This is a genomic window from Shewanella sp. MEBiC00475 (assembly GCF_005234075.1).
Taxonomy (GTDB): Bacteria; Pseudomonadota; Gammaproteobacteria; order Enterobacterales; family Shewanellaceae; genus Shewanella; species Shewanella polaris.
On sequence record NZ_CP039928.1, the window covers coordinates 1,628,363 to 1,646,658 of the forward strand.

Genomic DNA, 18,296 nt, shown 5'->3' on the forward strand with positions numbered 1-18,296 from the left:
CTAGAAATGGGCGGTTAACCAAAACGATCTTTCAACCAACCATAATGATAATAACCCCATTGCCCAAGCCGTCTTGCTTGGGTGAAGGGGAACTTAGGCAAAGGTTGTTGATACAAAGGTAAGTTCGGTAATGTTTCCCCCGCAATACTTTGCGCTAATCGATATGCAGCCTGGCTACTAAAAGACACTCCAGCACCGCAATATCCTAAGCTGTAACCCACGTCACCTTTACTATACACATGGGGCATGTCATCCATGACAGCAGCAATCCACCCGGTCCAGTTATAAGCAATCGCTTTATTGGTTAAGCTTGGAAAGCACTTATTTAATGCCATTTTTAAGCGCTCGCCATAAACGGGATTAGCAGTATCTTTGCCCCACACCGCACCACGGCCACCAAACAATAAACGATTGTCGGGTAATAAACGGTAGTAGTATTTTAAAATACGAGTATCCATGGTTACTTGATGAGTATGTAAACCTGCCTCTGCAAGCTCTTGAGCAGTAAGCGGTTCGGTGACAATCACATTGCTTAATATAGGCAAAAACTTACCGTCTATACGCTGGTTAAACCGTTTAGGGGTATAAGCATTACCCGCCATGACCACTTTATTGGCAATCAGCTCACCTTCATCGGTAATTAAGCGGTGTTTACCGCCCTCTTCAATCCAATCTAATACGCAAGATTGCTCAGAAATAGTCACGCCTTGGGCTTGTACCATCGACTTATAACCCAGTAACAATTTAAGCGGATTAAGGCCAAAACCGTCTTTTAAACGAAGCGCGCCAAAAGCTTGATGATGATCTAAATACTGAGCCCTAAAATCTTGGCTTGAGATAAACTCGGCCCCTGAGTCTTGGCTACTGGCTAAGTGTTGTTGAATATACTTAGCGGCATTTTGCAGCGTAACTAATGCTTTAGGATTATGCGCCACCTTCAAGTAACCCGCTTCTTGTGGTTCACAATCAATATGGTGTTGTTTTATCAGCCCATCGACTCTAGCCACTGCTTGGGTGAATTCATCGTATATGCCCTTGGTCGTTGCTAAGTCCCAACGCTGAGTCATTGCGGCGTACCCTAAACGCCCCGAACCTTTTAATACAAACCCAGCATTGCGCGCACTGGCACCAAAACCAACTTGATTGGCCTCTAACACATGGCAATCTATATTGAATTCGGTTGCCAAATAATACGCTGTTAATAAGCCTGTATAGCCACCACCTACTATGGCAACATCGGTTTGTTGGCGGCCAGACAATGCAGCAGTTGGTGCGGGTAAGGCTTGAGTGCTTGCCCAATAGCTAGGGGCAAACGTTTGATTATTAGGATGCGAGTTAATCAGTGGATCGTACATATTGGTCTTCTTTTTTATTATTGATTTAGAGAGCAGACATTAAAATAACAGTAGCATTTCACTGGCAACGCAATGGCAGTCTTCATCGCATATGACGCAAATGTAATCATCACCCATATAACGTTGATGCCAGCGTTGTGGGTGTTGAGCAATCAATTTCCCTCCCGCCTTAGTAAAGTAACGCACCGCAGCATTATTAGGACTTTGCTGCCATAAATGGCTGACCCCCGCTTTAGCCCCTTGAGCAATAACCGCAGCTTTAGAGGCGGCTAATAGCTCCCCACCAAGCCCTTGACCACGGGTAGATTCTGCAATGGTGTTTGATTTGAAATAACACACATCTTCAAATTTCACGTACCACTTATCAACAGTACACCATTGATCTTGTGGCCATTGACCTGCGGCATACGTTAAGCGAAAACCAATAAGTTGATCATTTTCAAGCGCAACAAAATTGGCATTAATGCCATTTTTAATGCCTTTGTGATAAATCGCGGTGAGTTCCGCGGTGTCCATATAACCACTACCATGGACAATTTCACCGAGTGTGATTACCGCATCAAAGTCAGCGGGAGTCAGTTGTCTAATCATAATCATTGTTATTTTTGTTGGTTTGAACTCACTTTATCACACGTTATTATAGTCAAGTTAACGATGTTAACCTTTTGTGATAATTTGGCGATAAGTAGGTGAGATCACTTGTGCATACTGGCTGCAATTAAACAAAGGAGCTCGGTTATGAAACGTACACTAGTGACTGCAAGTCTTATGGCTGCTGGATTATTCAGCCTACCAACCTTAGCCGCTGATATTGAAGTCAGTGTGACCAATTTAACTCACGGAAATCACTTTACCCCTATTTTGATCGCAGCCCACGACGCTGACAGCCACCTATTTCAAGTCGGAACTGAAGCATCCGCAGCCTTACAAAAAATGGCTGAAGGCGGCGACATTGCCGACTTAGATGCTGCGGTAACCGGCAATGCAGGCGTCACATCAGCAAATCCAGCAATGGGATTACTTGCCGCAGGTGCAAATATTAGCGACGTAATACTTGATACTGGCGACAACACCCATTTATCTATTGTAGCCATGGTGTTACCAACAAATGATGCCTTTATGGGGCTAGATGGTTGGGAAATCCCTACCGAAGCGGGCACTTATACTATGTATGTCAATGCATATGATGCTGGCACAGAAGCCAATGATGAAATCATTAATGGCGGCGGTATGTCAGGCGTACCGGGTATCCCGGCAGCCCCTAGTGGTGACGGTGGAGCTAATGGCACTGGCGTGATGGATAACTCTGACAATAGCAATGTACATACGCACCCTGGCGTTTTAGGTGACATGGACCCTGCTGGTGGAATGAGTGATTTAGACAGTCGCGTTCATCGCTGGTTGAACCCTGTAGCCAAAGTTGTGGTGACAGTAAAATAAGGAGGTAGCCCATGAAACGCACTGACTTTACACTTAAGCCCAGCTTAATCGCCATGCTGGCAGCTGCAACCCTGCTTACTGCCTGTGGCGATGACAACGATGATGATACTGCTGTTGTTGTCACCCCGCCTGCGCCAGTGATGCAAACCTTCACGGTGACCGTAACTAACCTGACGGCTAACCAGCCAATGTCGCCGGTTATCTTAGCCTCTCATGCTAGTGATGCCATGTTATGGAACGCCGGTGAAATGGCTAGCGAAGCACTCGAGAAACTGGCTGAAGGTGGTGATACTGCCGACATAGCTGCACTAAGCGTGATCGAAAGTAGCATTAACGGCACAGGTTTATTAATGCCTGGTATGTCAGAAACGCTGACTCTGAGCTTAGATGAAGCCGACGTAGCTAGCATCAGTTTAGCCACCATGTTGGTTAACACTAACGATGCCTTTACCGGTATTAACAGTTACACCATTGCCGGAATGGAAGTGGATGCAACAACCGCGATGAAGTTTATGGCTTATGATGCTGGCACCGAAGCCAACAGCGAAGCCAAAGGCACTATGCCAGGACCTGCTGATGGCGGCGAAGGTTTTAACGCCAGCCGTGATGATGTCGACTTTGTGCATATTCATCCTGGTGTTATTTCAATGTACGACGGCTTAGCCGATTCAGTACTGGGTGCGTCGCACCGTTTTGATAACCCGGTGTTAGCTGTCACTATTATGCGTACTGAATAATCTTAATCGGTCGTGTCGATTGAATGAATTTCAACCCGATTGAAATTTATTCTCCTCAAAGCGGGTCTAAGTATTAATGCAATTACTGGATCTGCTTTGAGGAAGTCACCATGAATGGAACCGCGAAACATAATGGCCATGTTTGTCCGCAACATATTTTGCTAGTCGAAGACGAACAAGACTTGGCTAAGTTAATCATACTTAACCTCAAAGCACTCAACTACAGCGTCGACCACGCCACCACCTTGAAGCAAGCCATGCACATAATCGAGCATAAAAGGCTCGACCTCATATTAATGGACCGCATGCTCCCCGATGGTGATGGCATTATGCTGTGTGAGCAACTACGCCAAGACGGTAAGGAAGTCCCGCTGATGCTATTAACCGCCAAAGATTCAGAAGCAGATGTGGTACTAGGTCTTGAAGCTGGGGCAGATGATTATCTCGTCAAACCCTTTAGCGTATTAGAACTGCGCGCACGAGTAAAAGCACTATTAAGACGCGGAAAAGCCCAACATGAACAAACCCAACAAATTGAATTTAACAGCGTAACCATTAACTCCAGTACCCGTGAAGTTACCGCGTTTAATAAAGCGTTAACCCTCACCGCCCGCGAGTTTGATTTGCTGCTATTTTTAGCCAAGCACCCGCAACAAGTCTTTAGCCGCATGCAACTGTTAGAAGCAGTATGGGGTTATCACTACGACGGCTATGAGCACACAGTAAACAGTCACATCAACCGTTTGCGTAACAAGCTTTCTTTGTGCTCACCTGAACATGATCTTGTCAAAACCGTGTGGGGCGTAGGCTACAAATTTTCACCACCAGAGGTGCAAGCCCACTAATGAATCGCTTATTTAATCGGTTGTTTTTAGCATCAACAATAATCGTGTTATTACTGTTTGTAGCGTTATGGCAATGGTTGCAACTTAACCATGAATTCAGCCGTAATCAAATTCAGCAATCACTGCACCTACAACTTGCTGAACATATGGCACACATCAACCCTTTATTATCGCAAGGGATCACGTCAGACGCCGCGCTTAAAGAAGCCTTTCACGACTTTATGTTGTTAGGGCCAAGCTTTGAAATTTATACCTTAGACCCAGATGGTAAAGTGATTGCCTATGACGCCAAAGAAGAAAAAATTAAAACTCACCGAGTCGATACTACAATTATTCAACAGTTTTTAAATGGCGACAGCCTGCCAGTGCTTGGCACAGATCCGCGCAGCGAAGATACCCACAAGATTTTTTCCGCCAGTAAACTCATCACCGAAGACGGGCTTCATAGCGGTTATTTATATGTGATTATTGGCGGTGAAGATTACGACAGCTGGCAGGCACTTATTAATGCCGAAAACCAACCTAAAATCTGGGGCGCTACAATCGGTTTTTGGATCATTTTTGCTTTAGTGCTATTTGTGATTTTATTGCGCTATTTTACCCGCCCAATCCAAAAGCTCGCTCAAGACTTAACCGAACTTAAAAACACCCCGATGTCAGACAAACTGATGCTCCCCCAGCGCTATCGTGGCAGCTTAGAAATAAGCCAGCTCAGCCATCATATCAATCATTTATTGCAAGAAATCCAATTGCAGCAACAGCAAGTGAAACGCCAACAACAGGCCAAACACGACTTTTTACTGCATTTATCACATGACTTAAAAACCCCACTTACCGCATTGTTAGGTTATATCGATACTTGGTTGATATTACCCGAGCACGAACGGGACGAGGCGCTAATCCAATATGCTGCAAACTCAGGCCAAACCTTACAACAGCTACTGGCACAGTTATTAGAATTGGCCGCCCTAGAAAATGGTCAAATCGATGCACAACTGCAACAAGTCAACCTAAGCGAACTGCTTAGCGATATCGAACAAACCTTTACTCCTCGAGCAAAAAAGCTCGGGGTTCAATTAGATTTCGACATCAATCATGCCAGCCAAATCTATACCGACCCCGCACTAATGCGCCGCATACTGAACAACTTGGTCGATAACGCCCTGCGCTACACCCCCGCCGGTGGCAAGATTCAAATCATCAACGCACAACACAATGGTCAACAATGGTTAACCGTGCGCGACACCGGCGCAGGCATGCACAAGCATGAAGTTGACGCCCTGAAACAATTATCGATGACGACACTGTCGTTTGAGACTAATCAAAGTCTGCCACAACTCGGCGTCGGACTCGCCATCGTCAGGCAGTTATTAGGCTTATTGAAATGCAGAATTGAAATAGACAGCCAACCGGGCGTAGGCAGTGAATTTAAGATAGAGCTTGTAACGCAGAGTTAATCTCATTTTTGAATCGCAAATGATCAGCGATTTGATTCATGACCTCAGTAGTACTGACTCAGTTTTGTTTATCATTAAACTTCATGATAAACAAAATCAATGATATCTAAACAGAAGAATTAGAACTAAGTTCTAACAAAAAAATTGAGCTACTGTGAGTTGAAAGTATGGCCGCAGGCCATATCTATAAAATGACAGTCTAAGCACCATACTTCACATATCAATCCATTCAGCCGTTTACAACTTCCGCAACATCGAAAAACCTTAAACTGTTTTGTATCCAACTATTTGCACAACGGCACTGTCTCCTTGATGATATTTTCCTTCAGAAATATGTCTTTCTACTTCATTACCAATAACAAACTCTAACCCTTTCAGCTCAGTTTCCAATTCTTCCAAAGACATAAATAATTCTTTATTAGACGCTGGTGGCCCACCGACTCCGGCCATATGAATATGACGCTCAGTAAATGCTTCTAAAATAAATACGCCGTTATTTTTAAGCGCACTAACCGCTTGTCGATGGAGAGATTTACGTAATAAAGGAGGAACATGTGCAGATATTGACACTATGCCATCCCAAACATTCAAACCTAAGTCATAGTGACTCAAGTCCGCTACAACTGTTGAAATTTCTACGTCACATTTAGCGGCTAGGCTTTCTGCCTTTTTAAGACCCACAGCAGATTGATCGACAGCGGTAACTATGTATCCTTGTTTAGCCAAAAAAACTGCATTTCTACCTTCTCCTTCCGCCAAACAAAGTACTCGACCACCCTTTGGTATTCGGCAATACTCAGATTTTAAGAAATCATTAGGCTCGGTTCCATACACAAACCCGTCTTCGTTATACCTTTGATCCCACATCTGGGCTCCTATACTTGAAATGGTTCACAAGATTGTAGAATGGCTAAAAATGAACACTTAGTCTAATGCTTGGTTTAGAAGATGGTCATCAGTATGTGAATAATTGATAGGTATCACTCTGCAAACTTATTATGTACAACATAACTTACTGATAAAATTTACAATATAACGCCATACATCGAATGTTATGTGGGGGCGTAGCCACAATATTGTGGCTAAACGTCCCACTCGAGCATCTAACTAAACAGGATTATTTCTCGGTTTTACAACTTGATATACCAAAAGGTACATAAGCAGGGCACCATCCAATTGCAGCCGTAAGAATAGGAATAATCCCAACAGCTCCCCACCATGACTGATAGTAAACGCCAACTGCAATAACACATACTCCGAGTATGACCCTGATTATCCGATCTGTTTTACCTATATTACATTTCATATAAACCTCCATTTTGTGGTTTATGGTTATGACTAAAAACTAGCGCCGCAATGAGCTACCTTGCTTCAGTATGGTATTTCAACGATGCGGCTCACTTTTCTCGCTATCGTATTTGATCATCTACTAATGGCTTTAAGTGCCTCAAGTAGATATTTTGGATTATGAGTCGATTCGTACATAGGATGCACCTCCTTAACGGTATCAAACAAGCCATAAACTGCCATTTGAGCAGTTCTGACAGAATATTCAACGGTAAAAACACAATCTTTAGGGGCTTCTGCAAATTGGCCTAAAAAGGCAAAGTTTGTAGCCCCTTTGGGTATCACATCTGGTCTGTCACCCACATTTCTCGGCATAAACAAGCTATCAACAAACGGCATAGCAACAGGGATACAATTTACCTTTCCGGCTTTTGTTACTGGCTTCATCAACTCTTGAATATTCAAATGATAATAAAGCTCTTCTAACATTTCGGCACCAGTACACTCCGCCATTGTTTTATTAATATAATTACCTTTTCTATCAGGATAGAGCCCATAGCCCCAAAAAATCTTCACATCATCAGGTTGATTAGGAAAGTGAGGTTGGCGTGCTATTACAATTGACATCAGCCAGTTAGAATCGGTCATGGTGACAAGCCCGCCAGTTCCATCTACATTACCCGAGAAGTTCTCCATGTAATCGAGAAAGGTGCTGTCTTTCATTGTTGCCGTAAATGAGTACCATTTTTGCAAATCAATGTTGTCGCAAAATGGGCTTGGATTACCAAAAGATGGATCTTTTTTGGCTATTTTTTTCCACAACATCCAAGAACCAGACTCTTGCACGCCCTTCAATTTTGCGGGAGCATCCCAGCTGCCATTATCGGTACTTTCTGTTATTGACCCATTGGTGAAAAACACAAAATCATTTTCTCCAAGAACAATTTCAGTATTGTCTTTAAAATGAAGCATCGTAGCCGTTTTTTTATCTGCAGATAAGTCGAAATCAATATCTACGACCTCTTTGCCCATTTCAAATTTCACCCCTTTTGCTTCGAGGTATGTTTTCATCGGCCTAACCACTGAGTCATATTGGTTATATTTAGTCCGCATGACCCCACCCAAACGGGGCAAGCCATCCACAAGGTGCATGAAGCGTTTCATATAACGCCTCATTTCAGCAAGACTGCTCCATTTTTGGAATGCAAACATGGAAGACCAGATAAACCAAAATGTAGTATCGAAGAAGCTTTGATCAAACCAATCTTCTATTCGTTTATCTCCTAAGGAGTTTTCTGAAACATAGGTCAACTTGATAAAATCCATTTGTTGCTCAAAGGACAATCCATATGATGACACATCCAATTTTTTGCCTTGTTTTAATAAACGGGCTTGTCCATTTGACACAAACCGTTGATTAAACTCATACGACTCATCTCTTACTGAAACATTTGGGTCTTCCAGCGAAGGGATATGCGAAAGCAGTTCCCAATAGCACTCATAATGCATTTCGTGCATTCTGCCACCACGAACGACATATCCGTGTTTAGGATCGCCAGCACCATCTGTAGCGCCACCAGCAATGGAGTCTTTTTCTAAAATATGAATATTCTCGCCAGCAATGCCAGCATCTTTTTCTAAATACGCCGCACTCGCGAGCCCCGAAATGCCGCTACCAATAATGTACACTTTAGAATTTTTTTGATTTTGCCAGTTTTGGTTATTCATGTTTTTACCCCATTCTGAATATTTATTTCAATCACATTAATGATTTATCGTGCAGGGAAATTAGCTGGTTCTCGCGGTCGATTTAAACTTATTACTAGGCAGCCATCAGGGCTACATTTAGCAAATGCTTCACCTATGCCATCCATCCTTTGGCTAATTGACATAGTGTCTTCCTATTAAGTTAACAATATGCCTTTATGACTAAAAAAACAGCAAAAATATTGCTTTAAACAATTAATTTTTGTTCGATATTTAGTCGTAAGCATTAGGCTTATTCAATACAGTAGAAAGGCTTCCATCAATTAAGTAAAAGATGAAATGGCTAGTTAAAAAAACAAGCTCAATCGCCATGGAGATTATTTCATTTTGATTATGACTGTAACTGTGAATGTGTTTGTGAATATAACGATGACTTAGAAAAATGTTGCCGGACCGACTGAGTCCAATGAGGTTATAAACAGCAAGGCGTGGATGACTGTTTATCCCCTTTTAGCTAATGTGGGAGGAGCCTTACGATCTTAATCTGCTATGGTGGAAGATCATAAAAAAGATTCCTGTTTACAAGCATTGGTCAAATGACGAAAACAGAAAAAACAGAAACAAAAAAGCGAACCCGAAGGCTCGCTTTTTTTCAGCAAATACTGTTGGTTACTTGTGGTATTTACCCGATAACTCATGCACAGAATTGATAAATGCACCGGCATGTTCAGGATCAACATGTTGATGAATACCATGGCCTAAGTTAAATACATGGCCAGTACCTTCACCATAACTTGCTAGAATTTGATCCACTTCTTGATGGATACGCTCTGGCGTAGCATATAACATTGATGGGTCCATGTTACCTTGCAGCGCCACTTTATGGCCTACACGACGACGAGCATCACCAATATCAACAGTCCAGTCTAAACCTAACGCATCACAACCTGTTTCAGCCATAGACTCTAACCATAATCCGCCACCTTTAGTAAATAAGGTAACAGGTACTTTACGGCCGTCTGCAAAACGGGTTAAACCATCAACAATTTTTTGCATATAACGTAATGAGAATTCACGATAAGCGTGATGCGATAACGCACCGCCCCATGAATCGAATATCATTAACGATTGCGCACCGTTAGCCACTTGAGCATTAAGATATAAAACTACTGAGTCAGCTAACTTGTCTAATAGCATGTGCAATGCAGCTGGTTCGGCATAAGCCATACGCTTAATTTTTTCGAATGTTTTGCTTGAACCGCCTTCAACCATGTAAGTGGCTAAAGTCCAAGGTGAACCAGAAAAACCGATTAATGGAACTTCGCCATTTAGTTCGCGGCGAATGGTGCTCACAGCACGCATTACATAACCTAATTCATCTTCTGGATCAGGAATTGATAACTTTTTAATTGCATCGATGGTGTCAGTCGGACGTTCAAAACGAGGACCTTCGCCAGCTTCAAAATACAAACCAAGGCCCATTGCATCAGGCACAGTCAGGATATCTGAGAATAAAATTGCGGCATCTAAATCATAACGACGTAATGGCTGTAATGTCACTTCGCAAGCGAGCTCAGCATTACGACACAACGACATAAAGTCACCCGCTTGAGCGCGAACTTCTTTATATTCAGGTAAATAACGTCCAGCTTGACGCATCATCCATACTGGTGTGACATCAACTGGTTGCTTTAACAACGCACGTAAATAACGATCGTTTTTTAATTCTGCCATGTGGGCTTTCTTCCTAGACTGTTATGATTTCTGCTGGCGGGTAGTTTAGCACTTACGCGATTAATGTAACCTCTCATGGGATATTTATGTGAGCTATTCCTAAATCTTGCAGTTATTTTTCTAACATCTTGACTATCTTGCTCACAAAATACACAGGACTGGCGTATAAATCGCAAATTATTAGATTAAACGTTGCGTCAAGGTAAGTGGTTTGGTATAAAAAGTGTGCGCTAGCAAGAACAATCAAGAAGCCCGACATATCGAGCCTTTGAAAACTTAGTTACCCCGTGATGGTTCAGCCATCACGGGGTTTTTTATTGTTCTATTTCCTACCAGTTGTTCTTTTGCCTCTAAAGCTGATGGCTATATAAGCAAATAAAAATAAAACAGTTGATCACAATACACTTTGTCCAATACATTAGTTGATACATACAGACTGCCAATTAGGATAATACATGCTAACAAAACTCGAAAAAGCAGAAAAACGTTGGGGCGGTGCTAATAATTTAATCGATCAATGGCTTGATAACCGCCGAAAATTACTGGTTCAATATTTTATTGTTGCTGGATTAGCACCTTATTCACGTAGCGAAAAATCACTGCCAAGCATGGATCAAGTAAAACAATTTTGCGATCAATTAGTCGACTATGTCTCTGAAGGCCATTTTGAGGTGTACAACAATGTACTCAAAGCTTGTGAAAAGTTTGGTGAATCGAGCATCGAAACTAGCAACGCGTTGTTGCCGCTCATCAGTGAAAGCACCGACATAGCATTAGATTTCCACGATAAATATACCGATACAGCAGATGAACAAGTGTTGTATCAACTTGATAATGATTTATCTCATTTGGCACAAGCGATGGAATCACGATTCGAATTAGAAGATCAACTTCTTGAGATTCTTTACAAGCGTAATGCTTAAATGACAATACCCGATTAAAGAGTGTGATGTTGTTGCACACTTTTTATTCAAAGCAATAAAATACTTATTTCAAATCCTATTGCCGTTTATGCCAATTTTCAGGCAGTTCTACTTGTGACCATAAACGTTTACATAAATCTTGCGGTTGATGCCAATCACCCATTGTTAGCCACTCCACCAATGCATCACCTACTTGTGGATAAGCAATGGGTTTAGGTGATGGACTTTTCAACCAACGTTTAAGTACCATAGTATCTAAAGTCTGCATGCTTTCTGCTGCGGCCAATAATTGCAACGCTGCCACATTAGCAGATTGCTCAAACTGCCCCTGTAAAGGTTTAACCAATAATTTCTTACCTAGCGTCATCGCCTCACTAGCTAACTCGAAACCGGCATTGCCGATCACCCCGCCACATTGCGCCATGCGCTGTTTAAAACCTTCACGATTAAAGCCATGCCAATGAATATGGTCCGCTAATTTTTTCAAAGGCTTGGCGCTGTGATAAACAAAGAAATGGTATTGATCAAAAGGCGCTAAAAACGCCGCTATACGGTCGGCATCTTCAAAGGGCAAATAGACTAAAATCTGATGGCTATGATCCCCCTTATTGGACGACACCTCGACAAAAGGCGGCAAAATAGGAAAACCAAAGTGATGCCAATGACAACCTAAACCAATGTCGACAGGCGCAAAATGATTAAGCAAGAACTCGTTAAACCAGCTATTGCCTTGTTTAGGAACAGGATGCTGTAATGCTGCTTGATGACTAATGGCTATCGATGGCACATTTTGTTGTTTAGCAGCCCAGGCGCTAACGGGTTCAAAGTCATTTAACACTAAGTCATAACCCGTTAAATCTAATTGTTTAATCTCTGATAAAATGGGTGTTTTTAAATTACATTGGGCCGTTTTAACGGTATTCACCCGACCATTTTCAGTCACAAAAGTCATACCGTTACGTGTCTGATAATCTCCAAAACATTGCATATCAAAATAATGTTGCGGTGTACGGCCTGAAAATAAAAAATCGACATCGACATTTTGATGTTTAAGCGCCTTAGACATTACCCGCGCGCGGCTGATATGGCCATTACCTGTACCTTGGACTCCATACAAAATTTTCATATTGCTTTCATCCCTTTACAGCTGAATTAACACAATTAAACACACTAGATTTATTGCTTCATGAGTTGTCAAAAGATGAGTTATCACGACATGAGTTGCTCAACAAGTAATACCGATCCCATTCCTAAGCCTGCTCCTGCAATAATATCCAATGGATAATGCACTCCAAGAGCAATCCGCGATGAACCGACAAAACAAGCCCAAGCAAATGCTATTGGTGCTAAAGTCGGAAATACCACATTCACCACGCTGGCAAACACAAAGGCCCCAGCGGTGTGTCCTGACGGTAAGCTAAATTTATCTGAAGGTTCAAAACTAGATTCAAACCCTGCTAAAGCGTGACAAGGACGATGACGTCGAATGCTGTTTTTCAGCAGTAAATATAAAGGAAACTCAACCAAGAAACTGCCAAGAACTAAATTAAAAAAATGCTGCCCATTGGGATGAAAAAACAATAATGCGACCGATAAATAAACATAATAGTGACCATCACCGGTTGCAGACACGCGCTTAGCAGCTTGGTTCAGAGTATTCTCTCGGCTAAATTGTACGATCCAATAAAACACATATTTATCTAACTGGCTGATACTTATCTTCATGCTTGACTCCATGCCAAACGCCGGGAAAATCATTAACCCGATCAAAGTTATGTATTTGTTAACAGATTAAATAATAGTGAACTGGAATGAACGCGAGGTGACAGTTAGCCTAAAGTTTTATGACAGCCGAAATGAATTAATGATTACACATCAGAAATGAGCTATAGAATCGAAATGGCTAAGACGGTTAATCTTCCCTAGTTAATATATATTGAGCGATCAGTAGATACCAATGAATGCCCCATAAAAAATCCCCTCATACAGGTATGAAGGGATTTTTTAAATGTTGATTTTCGTAAATTAATCAAACTGATTCCACAAACGTTATGCCGTTTCAGGCTGTACGCCTTTATTACGATAAATCTTAATTAAGTGAAAAATGTTAATGCATGCGACAAAGGCATTCATGCCCGCTACTGGCCAAGCTTCGATTGCATATCCATATGCAACAAAAAAAGAACAGCCGATAAAATTTAACCATCTTAGTAAAATGATGTCTTTCATCATCAGTGAAATGGCGACCATAACTGATGCGGCATAACCTAAGATTTCAATAATATTGATATTTTCCATAAGAACCTCTATTCAGACCCTCTGCCTTCCGTGTGCGTAATGAGGGTTCCGTGCCCCTAAAGTTAGTATTTTTTTGTAAACTAACATTAATAAATCTACCAATATGCTAACAAACTGTTGAACAAAAATGTAATTAAAAAACGTATTAGGATGACTTAAATCAACATATATCAACTAATTAGTTCAATTTGAAAGAAAATTACTTCCAAATCTGATCTCTGTTCTGTATTTAGGTCAATGGCCATTTAGGGATAAAACGCAGCGTAAGTTGATTTATAACAATCCGGTGATTGATAAGGCTTTTATTTTCACAAAAAGCTCATATAATTCATTTAACTTTGCTTTACCCAGCAATTTACCGTTGCTGTCCAACAGGAGTGAATTATGGAATATAACACCTCAGAACTGTGCGACATGTATATAGATGTAGTCGATGTCGTCGAGCCGATGTTCAGTAACTACGGTGGTTGCAGCTCCTTCGGTGGCTCAATCAGTACCATTAAGTGTTTTGAAGACAACGGCCTGATTGCTGATGCCTTAGAAGAAGACGGTGAAGGTAAAGTGTTATTAGTCGATGGTGGTGGTTCACTTAGACGCGCTCTACTGGATGCTAGAATCGTGGAACTTGCCGTTGCCAACAATTGGGAAGGCATTATTATTTACGGATCTGTGCGTGATGTAGACGCCCTTGAAGAACTTGATATCGGTATTCAAGCGCTGGCTTCAATTCCTGTTGGTGCTGAAGGTAATGGTATTGGAGAAGTTGAAATTCCAGTGAATTTTGGCGGCGTAACCTTCCTACCTGGCGATCACATTTATGCCGATAATACCGGTGTTATTTTATCTCCAGAACCATTAGATATTGATTAACCATAACCAAGCCTGTGTCAGCTTATAAATGCCGGCACACTCGCCATAAAAAAACCAGCTATGCTGGTTTTTTTATGGCTGTAATATAGAGAACTATTATGCAGATTATATTGGCAAGCATTGTTCATGGCGTTACGCTCATTTATCTGAGTAATCCCCTGCATGATGCTACGTAGATGAACAAGCGGGTTATAGTGATGTAGGCCAATGACTTAGTGAGTTGATGCATGCTTATATTCAATGGCCATTAACTTGCCTAAAGTAGAATCGATAGCAGCTATTCATTAAAGACTCATTTTGTGCTCTAATGCAGGGAAAATTTTAGCCTTAATAGCTTATGCTTATTGGGGTTAGTCGACGTGAAGAGCATTGCCATGTTCAAGTTGATGTGAAATCTGTATCCAGCGTAAGGTAAGACAACTAATTGATTGTTGTCACACTCTAGCACCACGGCATTTCAGCAATCATTCGCAATGGCATACACTTGCTATTAATTATCGCACATTATAGGAATATACCGATGTCTGAAGGCGAACCAAAAAACACTCATTTTGGATATAAAACTGTCGAAGCTGATAAGAAGGCAGACTTAGTCGCTGATGTGTTTCATTCCGTTGCAGCAAAATACGACATAATGAATGACGTAATGTCTTTTGGAGTTCACCGCTTTTGGAAGCGTCACACCATTGAAGTAGCCGCTGCTCGACCGGGCATGAAAGTGCTTGATTTAGCCGGTGGAACGGGCGACTTAACCGCTAAATTTTCAAACTTAGTCGGCGACCGTGGTCAAGTTGTTCTTGCTGATATTAATGATTCGATGCTCAAAGTCGGCCGAACAAAATTACGTGACAAAGGCATTGTCAATAACGTCAGTTATGTTCAAGCTAATGCTGAAGCACTGCCGTTTCCTGATAACCATTTTGACATTATCACCATCGCATTCGGTTTACGTAATGTAACCGACAAAGATGCAGCACTGCGTTCAATGCACCGCGTTTTAAAACCTGGCGGAAAACTACTAGTACTTGAATTTTCAACACCTAAGCATGAATTAATGCGTAAAGTATACGACATGTATAGCTTTAAGGTATTGCCAAAAATGGGCGCATTAATCACTAAAGATGCCGACAGTTACGAATACCTTGCCGAATCTATTCGGATGCATCCTGATCAAGAGACTCTTAAGCAGATGATGATAGATGCAGGGTTTGAACAAGTTGACTACACCAATATGACCGATGGCGTTGTCGCATTGCATAGAGGTTATAAGTTCTAATGCTACCCAATCACTTTGCTTTATTAACCTGTGCTGCGATTGAAACCGCTTTTAACCAATTGCCCAAACAGGCTAAAGATGACTATGCTCGGCAGAAATCATTACACGGCAAAGTATTTTGTATCCAGTTGAGCCAGCTAAGCTGGCCAATCTATTTGGTATTTGCCAAGCAAATTCAAGTGCTCAGTTATTATGATGCTAACGTTGCAGTGACGGTTAAGGCCGATTTATCGACCTTATATCAACTCACTGAAGGCGCCAACTTAACAGAGTTAATCAAACAAGATAAGCTCAGTCTTCAAGGTGATATTCAATTACTGCAAACTTTGAGTCACTATTTACAGAATATTCATTTTGATTTTGCCGAACCATTATCACACTATATCGGTGATGCTCCGACACATAAACTGGTTACCACTGCGAGACAATTTAGCGATGATGTTAAGCAAGTGATACAAAAAACACGCTCGCATATCAGCCAACTGACAACTGAAGAATATCGTTTGGCACCACATAAAATTGAATGGCTGCATTTTCGTGATAATCTAGATGAACTCGTCAGCCAAACCGACGCAGTTGAAACCAAGATAGCCCAATTAAGAGATCAAATAACTCCATGACATTTGCAAGTATCAGGCGTGGTTACCATGTCATTAAAACCATTCTCCATTTTGGCTTAGATGACTTAATTCTTCGACATAAAAAGCCCTGGTATTTTTCAATCCTACGTAACAGCTTATTTTGGATCCGCAATAAACATAAGCAGAAGTCCCATGCCGAACGTTTAAAGTTAGCCATGGAAGATTTAGGTCCTGTGTACATAAAGCTGGGGCAAATGTTATCAACTCGTCGCGATCTACTTGATGACGAGTGGGCTTACCAATTAGCCATGTTACAAGACCAAGTGCCACCATTTGACTCAGCCTTGGCACGCCAAGCAATTGAAGCAGAACTAAAGGCACCGATAGAAACTTATTTTGATGACTTTAATGACACGCCATTAGCCTCCGCCTCTATCTCTCAAGTGCATACCGCCACATTAAAGTCGAATGGTAAAGACGTAGTACTGAAAGTATTGCGCCCAAATGTCGAACAGCAAATATTAGCTGACTTACAGTTAATGACTCAAACTGCCAATATATTAGAAGCTTTATTGGGTGAAGGTAATCGTTTACGTCCCGCCGAAGTGATTGAAGATTATCAAACCACTATTTTAGGTGAACTGAACCTCAAACTCGAAGCACTCAATGCCATAAAACTGCGTAATAACTTTATTGACTCAAAATCATTGTACGTGCCTTTTGTTTACGAGGAACACAGCTACAAACGCCTAATGGTGATGGAACGTATTTACGGTATCCCAGTGTCTGATACAGCAGCGCTGCGGGCCCAAGGCACCAATTTTAAACTGCTTGCGGAACGTGGCGTTGAGTTATTTTTTACTCAAGTGTTTCGAGACAATTTTTTCCACGCAGATATGCATCCAGGAAATATCTTTATCAGCCGTGAACATCCCGATGACCCATTTTATATCGGTCTAGACTGCGGGATTATGGGCACCTTAACCGATGTTGATAAGCGTTATCTTGCCGAAAACTTTTTGGCCTTTTTTAATCGTGATTATCGCCGCATTGCACAGTTGTATATTGAATCGGGTTGGGTTTCAGAACACACTGACGTTATTGCTTTCGAGCAAGCGGTTAAAGTGGTATGCGAACCAATGTTTAATAAGCCACTCGATGAAATTTCATTTGGACATGTACTGCTGGAACTTTTTAAAACAGCACGTCAGTTTGATATCGTGGTGCAACCACAACTTGTGCTACTGGAAAAAACGTTACTGTACATCGAAGGTTTAGGTCGCCAGTTATATCCACAATTAGACTTGTGGCAAACAGCGAAACCTTTTTTAGAAGATTGGATGTCAGAACAAGTTGGCCCTAAGGCCATGTATAACAAAGTAAAATCAAATGTACCTTTTTGGGCAGACAAACTCCCTGAGTTTCCTGAATTAATTTACGATAATTTAAAGCTAGGGCGTAAATTACTCGGCACTCAACAGCAAATGTTAGATAAGTATTTGCGTTATCAACAAAAATCACACAAGAGCAATTATCTACTGATCACTTCTGCTGTATTGTTGATCTGCGGCACAATTTTATTTACTCAAATAGCTACACTATGGCTAACGTATAGCTGTATTGGTGCTGGAATATTGATTTGGGCGATAGGATGGAGATCTAGGCCAAAGAATCGCAAATTTTAGCTAGCACTAATTTATTAGACGTTCATAATACTTAAAGAATTGGGTGGTATTATGGATTTTGAAATAATTATTTTACAAAACCATTTTTTATTTAAAGAGGA

18 protein-coding genes are annotated in these 18,296 nt (G+C 41.5%); 9 read left to right on the top strand and 9 right to left on the bottom strand.

Going from position 1 to position 18,296, the window contains the following annotated elements:
- Positions 1-14: 14 nt before the first annotated feature.
- Together FCN25_RS07130 and FCN25_RS07135 are read right to left on the bottom strand one after the other, a co-directional pair.
- Positions 15-1,355 (bottom strand): FAD-binding oxidoreductase, encoded by a 1,341-nt coding sequence (locus FCN25_RS07130; protein ID WP_137223299.1) that lies wholly within the window; start codon positions 1,353-1,355, stop codon positions 15-17.
- Positions 1,356-1,394: 39 nt separating this feature from the next.
- Positions 1,395-1,952, bottom strand: coding sequence for a GNAT family N-acetyltransferase (locus FCN25_RS07135; RefSeq protein WP_137223301.1), 558 nt, complete (start codon positions 1,950-1,952; stop codon positions 1,395-1,397).
- A 141-nt stretch (positions 1,953-2,093) separates the two neighbouring features.
- On the opposite strand from FCN25_RS07135, the gene FCN25_RS07140 reads away from it, so the two are divergent.
- The 4 genes from FCN25_RS07140 (at position 2,094) to FCN25_RS07155 (ending at position 5,834) form a co-directional block, all read left to right on the top strand.
- Positions 2,094-2,795, top strand: coding sequence for a spondin domain-containing protein (locus tag FCN25_RS07140; protein ID WP_137223303.1), 702 nt, complete (start codon positions 2,094-2,096; stop codon positions 2,793-2,795).
- 11 nt (positions 2,796-2,806) lie between these two features.
- Positions 2,807-3,532 (top strand): spondin domain-containing protein, encoded by a 726-nt coding sequence (locus FCN25_RS07145; protein WP_137223305.1) that lies wholly within the window; start codon positions 2,807-2,809, stop codon positions 3,530-3,532.
- 110 nt (positions 3,533-3,642) lie between these two features.
- Positions 3,643-4,377: a response regulator transcription factor gene (locus FCN25_RS07150; protein WP_137223307.1), complete on the top strand. Its 735-nt coding sequence runs from the start codon at positions 3,643-3,645 to the stop codon at positions 4,375-4,377.
- Positions 4,377-5,834 carry a HAMP domain-containing sensor histidine kinase gene (locus tag FCN25_RS07155; protein WP_137223309.1) on the top strand — a complete coding sequence of 486 codons (1,458 nt, stop codon included), beginning with the start codon at positions 4,377-4,379 and terminating at the stop codon, positions 5,832-5,834. The genes FCN25_RS07150 and FCN25_RS07155 overlap by 1 nt, the downstream gene beginning before the upstream one ends.
- Positions 5,835-6,098: 264 nt before the next feature.
- Here FCN25_RS07155 and FCN25_RS07160 read toward each other — a convergent pair whose 3' ends face one another.
- The 4 genes from FCN25_RS07160 to hemE all read right to left on the bottom strand — a co-directional run bounded on the left by FCN25_RS07160 (position 6,099) and on the right by hemE (position 10,562).
- Complete coding sequence (locus tag FCN25_RS07160) at positions 6,099-6,701, bottom strand: class I SAM-dependent methyltransferase (protein ID WP_137223311.1); 603 nt, start codon at positions 6,699-6,701, stop codon at positions 6,099-6,101.
- Positions 6,702-6,951: 250 nt separating this feature from the next.
- The gene (locus tag FCN25_RS07165; RefSeq protein WP_137223313.1) at positions 6,952-7,140 is read right to left on the bottom strand and encodes a DUF2892 domain-containing protein; all 189 of its coding nucleotides are present in this window, start codon (positions 7,138-7,140) and stop codon (positions 6,952-6,954) included.
- Between the two features lie 116 nt (positions 7,141-7,256).
- Positions 7,257-8,849 (bottom strand): oleate hydratase, encoded by a 1,593-nt coding sequence (locus FCN25_RS07170; protein ID WP_137223315.1) that lies wholly within the window; start codon positions 8,847-8,849, stop codon positions 7,257-7,259.
- Positions 8,850-9,497: 648 nt separating this feature from the next.
- On the bottom strand, positions 9,498-10,562 hold the full coding sequence (hemE, locus tag FCN25_RS07175; RefSeq protein WP_137223317.1) for a uroporphyrinogen decarboxylase: 1,065 nt from the start codon (positions 10,560-10,562) through the stop codon (positions 9,498-9,500).
- Positions 10,563-11,017: 455 nt separating this feature from the next.
- On the opposite strand from hemE, the gene rsd reads away from it, so the two are divergent.
- Entirely contained in the window at positions 11,018-11,485 is a 468-nt protein-coding gene (gene rsd / locus FCN25_RS07180) for a sigma D regulator (protein ID WP_137223319.1), read from the top strand.
- A 76-nt stretch (positions 11,486-11,561) separates the two neighbouring features.
- Here the strand turns inward: rsd and FCN25_RS07185 are convergent, their stop codons facing one another.
- The 3 genes from FCN25_RS07185 to FCN25_RS07195 all read right to left on the bottom strand — a co-directional run bounded on the left by FCN25_RS07185 (position 11,562) and on the right by FCN25_RS07195 (position 13,783).
- Positions 11,562-12,611, bottom strand: coding sequence for an MJ1255/VC2487 family glycosyltransferase (locus tag FCN25_RS07185; protein WP_137223321.1), 1,050 nt, complete (start codon positions 12,609-12,611; stop codon positions 11,562-11,564).
- Between the two features lie 83 nt (positions 12,612-12,694).
- Positions 12,695-13,210, bottom strand: a complete 516-nt coding sequence (locus tag FCN25_RS07190) for a phosphatase PAP2 family protein (RefSeq protein WP_137223323.1) — start codon at positions 13,208-13,210, stop codon at positions 12,695-12,697.
- Positions 13,211-13,534: 324 nt separating this feature from the next.
- Entirely contained in the window at positions 13,535-13,783 is a 249-nt protein-coding gene (locus tag FCN25_RS07195) for a YgjV family protein (RefSeq protein WP_137223325.1), read from the bottom strand.
- A gap of 384 nt (positions 13,784-14,167) precedes the next feature.
- Between FCN25_RS07195 and rraA the strand changes: the two genes are divergently transcribed.
- From rraA to ubiB, 4 genes are all read left to right on the top strand, one after another.
- Complete coding sequence (gene rraA / locus FCN25_RS07200) at positions 14,168-14,653, top strand: ribonuclease E activity regulator RraA (protein ID WP_137223327.1); 486 nt, start codon at positions 14,168-14,170, stop codon at positions 14,651-14,653.
- 520 nt (positions 14,654-15,173) lie between these two features.
- The gene (gene ubiE / locus FCN25_RS07205) at positions 15,174-15,929 is read left to right on the top strand and encodes a bifunctional demethylmenaquinone methyltransferase/2-methoxy-6-polyprenyl-1,4-benzoquinol methylase UbiE (protein WP_137223329.1); all 756 of its coding nucleotides are present in this window, start codon (positions 15,174-15,176) and stop codon (positions 15,927-15,929) included.
- A complete protein-coding gene (locus FCN25_RS07210) occupies positions 15,929-16,549 on the top strand; it encodes an SCP2 domain-containing protein (protein WP_137223331.1) in 621 nt (206 codons plus the stop codon). Before ubiE ends, FCN25_RS07210 begins: the two co-directional genes overlap by 1 nt.
- Positions 16,546-18,195: a ubiquinone biosynthesis regulatory protein kinase UbiB gene (gene ubiB / locus FCN25_RS07215; protein ID WP_137223333.1), complete on the top strand. Its 1,650-nt coding sequence runs from the start codon at positions 16,546-16,548 to the stop codon at positions 18,193-18,195. The genes FCN25_RS07210 and ubiB overlap by 4 nt, the downstream gene beginning before the upstream one ends.
- Positions 18,196-18,296: the final 101 nt, after the last annotated feature.